Origin of the sequence: Pseudomonas sp. UBA6310 (assembly GCF_002438225.1) — a bacterium.
Taxonomy (GTDB): domain Bacteria; phylum Pseudomonadota; class Gammaproteobacteria; order Pseudomonadales; family Pseudomonadaceae; genus Pseudomonas_O; species Pseudomonas_O kuykendallii.
Window position 1 is genome coordinate 125802 of the sequence record NZ_DJTK01000024.1, and the last position, 11964, is coordinate 137765.

An 11964-nucleotide genomic window follows, 5' to 3' on the forward strand; every position below is an offset into this window, starting at 1 on the left:
TGCTCGGGCATGAAAAAACCGGCAAAAGCCGGTTCCTTCATGCTGCGCTGCGGAGTCACTCCCACTCGATGGTCGCCGGCGGCTTGCTCGAGACGTCGTAGGTGACCCGCGAGATGCCGTCGATCTCGTTGATGATGCGTCCGCTGACGGTTTCAAGCAGTTCGTAGGGCAGGTGCGCCCAGCGGGCGGTCATGAAGTCGATGGTTTCCACCGCGCGCAGCGCAACGACCCAGGCGTAGCGACGGCCGTCGCCGACCACGCCGACCGATTTCACCGGCTGGAACACCACGAAGGCCTGGCTGACCTTGTGATACCAGTCGGCCTTGCGCAGCTCTTCGATGAAGATGTGGTCGGCGCGGCGCAGCAGGTCGGCGTATTCCTTCTTCACTTCGCCGAGGATGCGCACGCCCAGGCCCGGGCCCGGGAACGGGTGACGGTAGACCATGTCGTACGGCAGGCCGAGTTCCAGGCCCAGGCGACGCACTTCGTCCTTGAACAGCTCGCGCAGCGGCTCGACCAGCTTGAGGTTCATCTCTTCCGGCAGGCCGCCCACGTTGTGGTGCGACTTGATCACGTGGGCCTTGCCGCTCTTGGCGCCCGCCGACTCGATTACGTCCGGGTAGATGGTGCCCTGGGCCAGGTACTTGATGTTGTGCAGCTTGCTCGACTCGGCATCGAACACGTCGATGAAGGTGCGGCCGATGATCTTGCGCTTCTTCTCCGGGTCGGCTTCACCGGCGAGGTTGGCGAGGAACTGGTCCTCGGCGTTGGCGCGGATCACCTTGACGCCCATGTTCTCGGCGAACATGGCCATCACCTGCTCGCCTTCGTGCAGGCGCAGCAGGCCGTTGTCGACGAACACGCAGGTCAGCTGGTCGCCGATGGCCTTGTGCAGCAGTGCGGCGACCACCGAGGAGTCGACCCCGCCGGACAGGCCGAGCAGCACGTTGTCGGTGCCGACCTGGGAGCGCACCTGGGCGATGGCGTCCTCGGCGATCTTCGACGGCGTCCACAGGGCCTCGCACTCGCAGATGTCGAGGATGAAGCGCGACAGGATGCGACCGCCCTGTTTGGTATGGGTAACTTCCGGGTGGAACTGCACGCCGTAGTAACGGCGCTCGTCGTTGAACATGCCGGCGATCGGGCAGCTCGGGGTGCTGGCCAGGATGTGGAAGTCTTCCGGCATCCGGGTGACCTTGTCACCGTGGCTCATCCACACATCGAGACCGAGCACGCCATCGGCGTCGACGTGGTCTTCGATGCCGTCCAGCAGGCGGCTCTTGCCGACCACATCCACGCGCGCGTAGCCGAATTCACGCAGGTCGGAACCCTCGACCTTGCCGCCCATCTGTTCGGCCATGGTCTGCATGCCGTAGCAGATACCGAATACCGGCACGCCGAGGTCGAACACCGCCTGCGGGCAGCGCGGGCTGTCGGCCTCGTGCACCGACTCCGGCCCGCCGGCGAGAATCACGCCCCTTGGCGCGAATTCGCGGATCGCCTCATCGTCCATGTCGAACGGATGAAGTTCGCAGTACACGCCGATTTCGCGCACGCGACGGGCGATCAGCTGGGTGTACTGCGAGCCGAAGTCGAGGATCAGGATGCGGTGAGCGTGAATGTCGAGGGACATGATTCGGTCTCGCTTGAAAGGGTTCGGAAACAGTCTTGATTCAGAAACAACACGGGGCTGAATGGAACAGCCCCGTGCTTTCAGCCTTTTCTCGAATCGATTGCCGCGCCGCGAAGCCGAAAGAGGACGCGCGGCGGCGGCAAATCGATTTCAACCTACCCGGTAGTTCGGCGCTTCCTTGGTGATCTGCACGTCGTGCACGTGCGACTCGGCCATGCCGGCGCCGGTGATGCGCACGAACTCCGGCTTGGTGCGCATCTCTTCGATGTCGGCGCTGCCGGTGTAGCCCATGGACGCACGCAGGCCGCCCATCAGCTGGTGGATAATCGCGCTCAGCGGGCCCTTGTACGGCACCCGGCCTTCGATGCCTTCGGGCACCAGCTTTTCGGCGCCGGCGGAGGAATCCTGGAAGTAGCGGTCCGAGGAACCCTGGGCCTGGGACATGGCGCCCAGCGAGCCCATGCCGCGGTAGGCCTTGTAGGAGCGGCCCTGGAACAGCTCGACTTCGCCCGGCGCTTCTTCGGTACCGGCGAACATCGAGCCCATCATCACGCAGTTGGCGCCGGCGACGATGGCCTTGGACAGGTCGCCGGAGAAGCGGATGCCACCATCGGCGATCAGCGGAACGCCGGTGCCTTCGAGGGCCGCGGCGACGTTGGAGACCGCGCTGATCTGCGGTACGCCGATGCCGGTGACGATCCGCGTGGTGCAGATCGAGCCCGGGCCGATGCCGACCTTGACCGCATCCGCGCCGGCTTCGGCGAGGGCCTTGGCGGCGGCGCCGGTGGCGATGTTGCCGCCGATCACCTGGACCTGCGGGTAGGTCTGCTTGACCCAGCGCACGCGCTCGATCACGCCCTTGGAATGGCCGTGGGCGGTGTCCACTACCACCACGTCGACGCCGGCGGCGACCAGTGCGGCGACGCGCTCGGCGGTATCGGCACCGGTGCCGACCGCAGCGCCGACGCGCAGGCTACCGGCGTCGTCCTTGCTGGCGAACGGGTAAGCCTTGGCTTTCTCGATGTCCTTGACGGTCATCATGCCCTTGAGGGCGAAGGCTTCATCGACGATCAGCACCTTCTCGATGCGATGCTTGTGCAGCAGCTCGCGCACGGTGTTCTTGTCGGCGCCTTCGCGCACCGTGACCAGGCGCTCCTTGGGCGTCATCACTTCACGGACGCGGGCGTCCATGCGGTTCTCGAAACGCACGTCACGCGAGGTGACGATGCCGACCAGATCGCCATCGGACAGCACCGGCACGCCGGAGATGTTGTGCATGCGGGTCAGCTCGAACAGGTCGCGCACGCTGGCGTCGGCCTCGATGGTGATCGGGTCCTTCACCACGCCGGCCTCGAAGCGCTTGACCTTGCGGACTTCGCCGGCCTGCTGCTCGATGCTCATGTTCTTGTGGATGATACCGATGCCGCCTTCCTGGGCCATGGCGATGGCCAGGCGCGATTCGGTGACAGTGTCCATGGCCGCGGAGATCAACGGGATGTTCAGCTCGATACCACGGGTCAGACGGGTCTTGAGACTGACATCTTTCGGCAAAACCTCGGAATAACCGGGGATCAGGAGGACATCGTCGAAAGTCAGGGCTTCTTGGCTGATGCGCAGCATGGCGGGGGCTCCCAGGCGGGAAAAAGGAAGCGCGGCATTATACCTAGCCGCACGCGGCGTCTCAATGCGATTTCGCAGGCGGTTCGCGGCAGGCGCGGCGGCCTGCGCCGGCAGCAAACGCCGGCACCTGCACGCCCATCGCGGGCCCCGGGGCTGCAACGCCGGCCCAGACCCGGGCCAGGCGCGGAATGCGTCAGGCCAGACCGAGCCGCTGCAGGATCGCCCCGGCGAACGCCTGCGGTTGTTCCTGGGGAATGTTGTGGCCGCAGTCGGCGATCGCCTCATAGTGGTAGGCGGCCCCGAAATGCGCGGCTTCCGCCGCGCCGCCGCGCAGGCTGGAGACACCGTCGTCGCCGCCGGCCAGCACCGTGGTCGGCACCTCGATGCGCGGCTGCGCCCGCAAGGCCCGCTCGCTGTCCTCGTAGGCCGGGTCGCCCTCCACCAGACCGTAGCGGTGGCGGTAGGAATGGATCACCACCTCGACGAAATCCGGGTTGTCGAAGGCCGTTGCGCTGCGCTCGAAGGTGGCCGCATCGAAACGCCAGGTCGGCGACCACAGCTCCCAGAGCAGCCGGCACAGCGCCTGCCGATTGGCCGCGAGGCCGGCGCGGCCGCGTTCGCTATGGAAGTAGTACTGATACCAATAGCGCCACTCGGCCTGTGGATCGGCAGGTTGCGACGCGGCGGCGATGTCCTGGATCGGATAGCTGTCGGCGATCACCAGCGCGGCCACCCGTTGCGGCCAGAGCGCGGCGACGATCCCCGCAGCGCGCCCACCCCAGTCGTAGCCGGCGAGCAGCGCGCGGGAAATGCCCAGCGCGTCGAGGAACGCCAGCAGGTCGTGGCCGAGCGCCGCCTGCTGCCCGGAGCGCGGCGTGTGTCGGGAGACGAAACGCGTCGGTCCGTAGCCGCGCAGGTAGGGCACCAGCACCCGGCAGCCATGCCCGGCGAGGACCGGCGCGACCTCGTCGTAGGCGTGGATGTCGTAGGGGAAGCCGTGCAGCAGCACCACGGGCGTGCCTTGCTCCGGGCCGTGCGCCTCGTAGGCGACGTCCAGAACCCCGGCGCGGACGGTAGCGGTCATGCGGCGCTCCTGCTGTTCGAGGGACTTCTCAGTAGAAGCGCCCGGCAGGATTCGGTTCCCTCAGCCGTCGACCCGCACCAGCGCCACCGGAAAGCCGAGCCGCTCGCCGAACTGTTCGAGGAAACCGGGACGAAATTGCGCCTCGGCCCAGCCGTTGAAGATGAAGCCCAGGTTGGAAAACGCGCATGGCTGGAGGAACAGGAAGTTGTTGATCTCGTCCTCGTAATGGCATTCCGGACAGGTGAAATGATCGGTCTCGGCGGGCATCCACTCGTCCAGCGAATCGAACAACGCCTCGCCGATCTCCTGGCGGCACTCCGGGCAGCCGGCCTCCTCCCTGAAGCCGCGGGTCGGCGTATAGATGCAGCGCCGGGTGACGACCTCCAGGCCGTTCGCCGGCAGGCCGAACGGCAGCCGCTCGGGATGCTCGACCACCCGCCGCGCGCCCTCGCCGATGGCATAGGCCATGCGCGCGCCACCCAGCCCGCAGGTGGTCGGCAGCTCGGCCACCACGTCTAGGCGGACCAGCCAGCGCAGGATCGCCCAGGCCTTGGTCTCGTGACCGGGAAAGGTGGAAATACGCGGGACGATGATCGCCTGGTTGTCGCTCATGAACGGGCTCGGCTGGGCACGACGGGGCAAAACTATATCACCCGGGCCCGCCGCATCCGTCCGCCGGGAGTTTCTGCGCGGCGGCCGTGGCGCTTATCATGCCGGCATGCGCAAAGACTCCTTCGAACGACTCGGCCTCGACCGCGACATCCTCACCGTCACCCAACTCAACGGCCGCGCGCGGCTGCTGCTGGAGGACGTGTTCGCCCAGGTCTGGGTCGAGGGCGAGATTTCCAACCTCGCCAAGCCGGCCTCCGGGCACCTCTATTTCACCCTCAAGGACAGCACCGCCCAGGTGCGTTGCGCGCTGTTCCGGCAGAACGCCCTGCGCGTGCGCCAAGCCCTGCGCGACGGCCTGGCGGTGCGCGTGCGCGGCAAGGTCTCGCTGTTCGAGGGTCGCGGCGACTACCAGTTGATCCTCGATTCGGTGGAGCCCGCCGGCGACGGCGCGCTGCGCCTGGCCTTCGAGGCGCTGAAGGGCAAGCTCGGCGACGAGGGCCTGTTCGCCGCCGGACGCAAGGTCGCCCTGCCCGCCCATCCGCAACGCATCGGCATCGTCAGTTCGCCGACCGGCGCGGTGATCCGCGACATCATCAGCGTGTTCCGCCGTCGCGCGCCGCAGGTCGCGTTGACCCTGGTGCCCACCGCCGTGCAGGGGCGCGAGGCCACGGCGCAGATCGTGCGCGCGCTGCAACTGGCCGACGCCCAGGGTTTCGACGCGCTGATCCTGGCCCGCGGCGGCGGCTCGCTGGAGGACCTCTGGTGCTTCAACGAGGAAGCCGTGGCGCGCGCCATCGACGCCTGCGTGACGCCGATCGTCAGCGCCGTCGGCCACGAGACCGACGTGTCGATCGCCGACTTCGTCGCCGACGTGCGCGCGCCGACGCCTTCCGCCGCCGCCGAACTGCTCGCCCCGCACAGCGCCGACCTGCGCCTGCGCATCGACGGCCTGCGTCGCCGCCTGCTGCTGCGCATGCAGGATCGCCTGCACCGCGATGCCCAGCGCCTGGAGCACCTGGCGCGCCGCCTGCGTCATCCGGGCGAACGCCTGCTGCAGCAATCGCAGCGCATCGACGATCTGGAACAACGCCTGAGCCGGGCCCTGGAACGGCGCCTGGCGATCTCCCACGAACGCCTGGCGCGCCTGGAGACACGGCTCGCCGCGCAGCATCCGGGGCGCGTGCTGACCTTGCTGCGCCAGCGTCTGGAACACCTGCAGTCGCGTCTGCCGCGGGCGATGAACGACGCCCTCCGGCAACGGCGCCAGAACCTTCATGCGCTGGCGCAGACACTCAATGTGGTCAGCCCGCTGGCCACCCTCGGCCGCGGTTACTCGATACTCCTCGACGACCACGGCAAGGCGATCCGCGCCGCCGCGCAGACCCACCCCGGCCAACGCCTGAAGGCGCGCCTGGGCGATGGCGAGTTGGAAGTCCGGGTGGAAGACAATCACCTGGAACCGGTGACACTGCCGCTGCTCTGAGTTACTCGACCTTCTCCGCGCGGCCCCGGCCGCGCCTTCCACCAGGAACCCCCGATGCCCCGCCCGCTGCTGATGCTGTTCGCCCTGATCCTCGCGCTGCCCGTACAGGCCGAGGGCTTCGTCAGTCGCCTGTTGAACAAGCCGGTGCCCGGTGGCGTGGCGGTGGTGCCGCTGGGCGAGGAGGCACAGGCGCCACGCGCCAGCTACCTGGGCAAACCGGTGCTGGTGGTGAAGGAAGATGGCAAGCGGTGGATCGCCATCGTCGGCATCCCGCTGAGCGCCAAGCCCGGCGCGCAGTCGCTCAGGCTCGAAGGCTCGGGGCGCACGCTGGCGTTCCAGGTCGGCGCCAAGCACTACAAGGAACAGCGCATCACCCTGAAGAACACCCGCCAGGTCAATCCGCTGGCCGAGGACCTGATCCGCATCGACCGCGAGCTGGCCGAACAGAACCGCGCCTACGACAACTTCGCCGCGCGCCAGCCGAGCAACCTGCTGTTCGACAAGCCGGTGGACGGACCGCTGTCGTCGCCCTTCGGCCTGCGCCGGTTCTTCAATGGCGAGGAACGCAACGCCCATTCCGGGCTGGACTTCGCGGTGCCCGCCGGCACGCCGATCAAGGCGCCGGCCGCCGGCAAGGTGACCCTGGTCGGCAACCTGTTCTTCAACGGCAACACGGTGTTCGTCGACCACGGCCAGGGCCTGATCAGCATGTTCTGCCACCTGTCGAAGATCGACGTGAAGGTCGGCGACGAAGTCCCGCGCGGCGGCGTGGTCGGCCGCGTCGGCTCCACGGGGCGCGCCACCGGCCCGCACATGCACTGGAACGTCAGCCTCAACGGCGTGCGCGTCGATCCGGCGATCTTCATCGGCGCGTTCAAGCCCTGATGCCGCGCGACACCCGTTGTGGATAGCCGGTAATGGCCGCACGATGCGCGCAGGCGTCACTCGAACAACAACATCCTTCCAGGGAGCTTTGCATGATCACCGTCCACCACCTGAACAACTCGCGCTCGCAGCGCATCCTCTGGCTGCTCGAGGAAACCGGCACCGAGTACGAGATCAAACGCTACCAGCGCGACCCGCAGACGATGCTGGCGCCGCCCGAACTGCGCGCGATACATCCGCTGGGCAAGTCGCCGGTGATCACCGATGGCGAGCTGACCCTGGCCGAGTCCGGGGCCATCGTCGAATACCTCGCTGGCCGCTATGGCGATTGGCTGCTGCCGGCCGCCGGCTCGCCCGAACGCCTGCGCTGCACCTACTGGCTGCACTTCGCGGAAGGTTCGGCGATGCCGCCGCTGCTGCTCAAGCTGGTGTTCGACAAGATGGAGACGGCGCCGATGCCGTTCTTAGCCAAGCCCATCGCGCGCGGCATCGCCGGCAAGGTGAAGGGCGCCTTCATCGAGCCGCAACTGCGGCGCAACCTGGATTACCTGGAAAGCGAACTGGGCAAGAGCGAATGGTTCGCCGGCGACGACTTCAGCGCCGCCGACATCCAGATGAGTTTCCCCCTGGAAGCGGCCGCCTCGCGCGGTGGACTGGATGCCAGCCGGCCACGGCTCAAGGCCTTCCTCGAACGCATCCACGCACGCCCCGCCTACCGGCGCGCCCTGGAGCGTGGCGGCGAATACGCCTACGCCGAGTGATCGCCCGGGCGCGTCGCGGCGCGCCATACCTTCGCAATAATTCTGCATTTCAAGCGCAAGGCTTGGCTGAAAATATAGAAAAAAGTCTCCCAGCGCGCTTTTCTATCGTTTTTTTCAACTTCCTTGCCATAAGCATCCACGCTGATTAGTGTGGACCCATGCCAAACGATCAAACCCTCCTGCTGCTTCGCCAACTCGCCTGCCTGAGCCTGGTCAGTCCGCGACTGCGTCGCTTCCTCTGATCGACGCCCGCAACCTCTCCGGCCGGTTGGCCAACCCACGATTTCAGGAACGCCCCATGAGCATGCTCAAAGACCCGTCGCACAAGTACCGCCCCTTCACGCGCATCGATATCCCCGACCGCACCTGGCCGGACAAGATCATCGACAAGGCGCCGATCTGGCTGTCCACCGACCTGCGCGATGGCAACCAGTCGCTGATCGAGCCGATGGATGCCGAGAAGAAGATGCGCTTCTTCAAGTGCCTGGTCGCCGTGGGCCTGAAGGAAATCGAAGTGGGCTTTCCGTCCGCCTCGCAGACCGATTTCGACTTCGTCCGCGAGCTGATCGAAGGCGGCCACATCCCGGACGACGTGACCATCCAGGTGCTGACCCAGGCGCGTGACGACCTCATCGAGCGCACCTTCGAGTCCCTCAAGGGCGCCAAGAAGGCCATCGTCCACTACTACAACGCCTGCGCGCCGAGCTTCCGCAAGATCGTCTTCAACCAGGACAAGGCGGGCGTCAAAGCCATCGCCGTGGCCGCCGGCACCACCATCAAGCGTCTGGCCGCCGCCGCGCCGGACACCCAGTGGGGCTTCGAGTACTCGCCGGAAGTGTTCAGCAGCACCGAGATCGACTTCGCCGTCGAGGTGTGCAACGCGGTGATCGAGGTGTTCCAGCCGACCCCGGCGAACCCGTTGATCCTCAACCTGCCGGCCACCATCGAATGCGCCACGCCGAACAACTACGCCGACCAGATCGAGTGGTTCGGCCGCCACGTGAACAAGCGCGACAGCGTGCTGATCAGCGTGCACACCCATAACGACCGCGGCACCGGCGTCGCCGCTTCGGAGCTGGCCGTAATGGCCGGCGCCGATCGCGTAGAAGGCTGCCTGTTCGGCAACGGCGAACGCACCGGCAACGTCTGCCTGGTGACCCTGGCGCTGAACCTCTACACCCAGGGCGTCGACCCGCAGCTGGACTTCTCCGACATCGACGCGGTGCGCAAGGTGGTCGAGGACTGCAACCAGTTGCCGGTGCACCCGCGCCATCCATACGTGGGCGACTTGGTGCACACCGCGTTCTCCGGTTCGCACCAGGACGCCATCCGCAAGGGCTTCGCCCAGCAGAAGGAAGGCACCCTCTGGGAAGTGCCGTACCTGCCGATCGATCCGGCCGACATCGGCCGCGATTACGAGGCGGTGATCCGGGTGAACAGCCAGTCCGGCAAGGGCGGCATCACCTTCCTCCTCGAGCAGGAGTACGGCATCAGCCTGCCGCGCCGCATGCAGATCGAGTTCAGCCAGGTGGTACAGGGCGAGACCGACCGTCTCGGCCTGGAGATGACCGCCAAGCAGATCCACCAGTTGCTCGAGCGCGAATACCTGCAGACCAGCACGCCTTACGCACTCAAGAGCCATCGTCTGCAGGAAGAGAACGGCACCAGCGCGGTCGACCTCGACGTGCTGGTCGACGGCGAGGCCCGGCACCTGCACGGCATCGGCAAGGGTCCGCTGGAAGCCCTGGTGTCCGCCTTGCCGGTGAAGGTGGAAATCATGGATTACCACGAGCACGCCATCGGTGCCGGCGCCAACGCCAAGGCCGCGTCCTACATCGAGATCCGTCTCGATGGCGAACGCCCGCTGCACGGCATCGGCATCGACGAGAACATCACCACGGCGAGCTTCCGCGCGCTGTTCAGCGCCCTCAACCGCGCGCTGAAACAGGCCGGGCAGAAGCACCGCGCCGCCTGATCCGTCGCGCTGGAACGCAAAAGGGATGCTTCGGCATCCCTTTTTCGTTGCCGTCGCTGCCGAGATGCTGCAGCCCTCTCTCTCTCGGACGATCAGGCAACGACCGAGCAGCTCTGAGCAACCGTTTGGCGCGGCATCGGCCGTAGGCTTTGCCTTTGACCATCCGCAAGAGGAACCCGACATGATCAAGACCCTCGGCTATGCCGCCCAGAACCCCAGCGCTCCCCTGGCGCCGTACTCGTTCCAGCGCCGTGAAGTCGGTGCCGACGACGTACAGATCGACATCCTCTACTGCGGCGTCTGCCACTCCGACCTGCACTCCGCGCGCAACGAATGGAAGAACACCCTCTACCCGTCCGTGCCCGGCCACGAGATCGTCGGCAAGGTGGTCGCCGTCGGCGCCAACGTGAAGAACTTCAAGGTCGGCGATGCCGCCGGCGTCGGCTGCATGGTCGACAGCTGCCAGTCCTGCCCGTCCTGTGGCGAAGGCCTGGAGCAGTACTGCGAGAGCGGTTTCACCGGCACCTACAACGGTCCGGTATTCGGCGGCGAGAACACCTTCGGCGGCTACTCGGACAACATCGTGGTCAACCAGAAGTTCGTTCTGCGCATCAGCCACAGCGACAACCTGGCCGCGGTGGCGCCGCTGCTCTGCGCCGGCATCACCACCTACTCGCCGCTGCGCCAGTGGAAGGTCCAGCCGGGCCAGAAGGTCGGCGTGGTCGGCCTTGGCGGCCTTGGCCACATGGCCGTGAAGATCGCCGCGGCGATGGGCGCGCACGTGGTGCTGTTCACCACCTCGCCGGGCAAGCGTGAAGACGCCTTGCGCCTGGGCGCCGCCGAAGTGGTGGTGTCGAAGAACGCGGACGAGATGGCGGAGCATGCCAACAGCTTCGACTTCATCCTCAACACCGTGGCCGCGCCGCACAACCTCGACGCCTTCCTCGGCCTGCTCAAGCGCGACGCGACCATGACGCTGGTGGGCGCCCCGGAAACGCCGCATCCGTCGCCGGAAGTGTTCAGCCTGATCTTCAAGCGGCGCCGCCTGGCCGGTTCGCTGATCGGCGGCATCGCCGAGACCCAGGAGATGCTCGACTTCTGCGCCGAGCACGGCATCGTCTCGGACATCGAGATGATCGCGATGCAGGACATCAACGAAGCCTACGAGCGCATGCTCAAGAGCGATGTGAAGTACCGCTTCGTGATCGACATGGCGACCCTGAAGAACGCCAGCGCAGCCTGATGTTCTTGCGACGGTAAACGGGTGCGCACGGCGCACCCTACGGAAAAACCGAACGGCGCCAGCGGGAGTGATCCCCTGGCGCCGTTTTGCGTCGGCGGGTACGCCGCGTGCACCGCCTATTCGAGATGAAAGGCGTCGGCATCCCGATAGGCCGGGAAACGCTCGCGATAGGCGTTCAGCCCGGCCGCCGACAGGCTGACGCGGAACACGCCGTCCGCATCCCGCGCATCCAGCAGGCAGTCGCCCTGGAAGTCGAGCACCTGGCTGTCGCCGCTGTAGGCGTGCCCCTTGCCGTCTTCGCCGATGCGGTTCACCGCCGCCACGTAGCAGAGGTTCTCGACCGCCCGCGCCGGCAGCAGGCGGTTCCAGTGCTGCCGGCGCGCCGCCGGCCAGTTCGCGACGTACAGCAGCAGGTCGGTATCGTGGGGATCGCGGCTCCACACCGGGAAGCGCAGGTCGTAGCAGACCAACGGGCGCACCCGCCAGCCCTTGAGTTCGAACAGCACCTGGCGCTCGCCCGGGGTGTAGTGCTGGTGCTCGCCCGCCATGCGGAACAGATGGCGTTTGTCATAGTGCAGCAGTTCGCCGCCCGGCGTTGCCCAGAGCAGCCGGTTGCGGTGAAACCCGGAAGCATCGCGCACGATCAGGCTGCCGGTCACGACCGCATC

At 66.8% G+C, this 11964-nt stretch carries 10 protein-coding genes; 5 read left to right on the plus strand and 5 right to left on the minus strand.

Annotated elements, in window-relative coordinates:
- Positions 1–55: 55 nt before the first annotated feature.
- The 4 genes from guaA to B3E91_RS05315 form a co-directional block, all read right to left on the minus strand.
- A complete protein-coding gene (gene guaA, locus B3E91_RS05300) occupies positions 56–1633 on the minus strand; it encodes a glutamine-hydrolyzing GMP synthase (protein ID WP_273232210.1) in 1578 nt (525 codons plus the stop codon).
- A 150-nt stretch (positions 1634–1783) separates the two neighbouring features.
- The gene (guaB, locus tag B3E91_RS05305; protein ID WP_090227159.1) at positions 1784–3253 is read right to left on the minus strand and encodes an IMP dehydrogenase; all 1470 of its coding nucleotides are present in this window, start codon (positions 3251–3253) and stop codon (positions 1784–1786) included.
- Positions 3254–3446: 193 nt separating this feature from the next.
- Entirely contained in the window at positions 3447–4337 is an 891-nt protein-coding gene (locus B3E91_RS05310) for an alpha/beta fold hydrolase (protein WP_287028621.1), read from the minus strand.
- Between the two features lie 60 nt (positions 4338–4397).
- Positions 4398–4949 (minus strand): sugar ABC transporter ATPase, encoded by a 552-nt coding sequence (locus B3E91_RS05315; RefSeq protein WP_273232204.1) that lies wholly within the window; start codon positions 4947–4949, stop codon positions 4398–4400.
- Between the two features lie 106 nt (positions 4950–5055).
- Here B3E91_RS05315 and xseA point away from each other — a divergent pair, with 106 nt between their 5' ends.
- The 5 genes from xseA to B3E91_RS05340 all read left to right on the plus strand — a co-directional run bounded on the left by xseA (position 5056) and on the right by B3E91_RS05340 (position 11296).
- Positions 5056–6432 (plus strand): exodeoxyribonuclease VII large subunit, encoded by a 1377-nt coding sequence (xseA, locus tag B3E91_RS05320; protein ID WP_287028622.1) that lies wholly within the window; start codon positions 5056–5058, stop codon positions 6430–6432.
- Positions 6433–6486: 54 nt separating this feature from the next.
- Positions 6487–7317 (plus strand): peptidoglycan DD-metalloendopeptidase family protein, encoded by an 831-nt coding sequence (locus tag B3E91_RS05325; RefSeq protein WP_273232198.1) that lies wholly within the window; start codon positions 6487–6489, stop codon positions 7315–7317.
- Between the two features lie 92 nt (positions 7318–7409).
- A complete protein-coding gene (locus B3E91_RS05330; protein ID WP_287028623.1) occupies positions 7410–8078 on the plus strand; it encodes a glutathione S-transferase in 669 nt (222 codons plus the stop codon).
- Between the two features lie 298 nt (positions 8079–8376).
- Entirely contained in the window at positions 8377–10053 is a 1677-nt protein-coding gene (leuA, locus tag B3E91_RS05335; RefSeq protein WP_273232193.1) for a 2-isopropylmalate synthase, read from the plus strand.
- Between the two features lie 181 nt (positions 10054–10234).
- Entirely contained in the window at positions 10235–11296 is a 1062-nt protein-coding gene (locus B3E91_RS05340) for an NAD(P)-dependent alcohol dehydrogenase (RefSeq protein WP_273232190.1), read from the plus strand.
- 116 nt (positions 11297–11412) lie between these two features.
- Here the strand turns inward: B3E91_RS05340 and B3E91_RS05345 are convergent.
- The coding region (locus B3E91_RS05345; protein ID WP_287028624.1) for a nitrilase-related carbon-nitrogen hydrolase at positions 11413–11964 on the minus strand (552 nt) is incomplete at its 5' end.

What these genes read in the sequence shown, in the direction of transcription:
- guaA (WP_273232210.1), bottom strand. Translation starts at nt 1,633, where the DNA reads ATGTCCCTCGACATTCACGCTCACCGCATCCTGATCCTCGACTTCGGC.
- guaB (WP_090227159.1), bottom strand. Translation starts at nt 3,253, where the DNA reads ATGCTGCGCATCAGCCAAGAAGCCCTGACTTTCGACGATGTCCTCCTG.
- B3E91_RS05310 (WP_287028621.1), bottom strand. Translation starts at nt 4,337, where the DNA reads ATGACCGCTACCGTCCGCGCCGGGGTTCTGGACGTCGCCTACGAGGCG.
- B3E91_RS05315 (WP_273232204.1), bottom strand. Translation starts at nt 4,949, where the DNA reads ATGAGCGACAACCAGGCGATCATCGTCCCGCGTATTTCCACCTTTCCC.
- xseA (WP_287028622.1), top strand. Translation starts at nt 5,056, where the DNA reads ATGCGCAAAGACTCCTTCGAACGACTCGGCCTCGACCGCGACATCCTC.
- B3E91_RS05325 (WP_273232198.1), top strand. Translation starts at nt 6,487, where the DNA reads ATGCCCCGCCCGCTGCTGATGCTGTTCGCCCTGATCCTCGCGCTGCCC.
- B3E91_RS05330 (WP_287028623.1), top strand. Translation starts at nt 7,410, where the DNA reads ATGATCACCGTCCACCACCTGAACAACTCGCGCTCGCAGCGCATCCTC.
- leuA (WP_273232193.1), top strand. Translation starts at nt 8,377, where the DNA reads ATGAGCATGCTCAAAGACCCGTCGCACAAGTACCGCCCCTTCACGCGC.
- B3E91_RS05340 (WP_273232190.1), top strand. Translation starts at nt 10,235, where the DNA reads ATGATCAAGACCCTCGGCTATGCCGCCCAGAACCCCAGCGCTCCCCTG.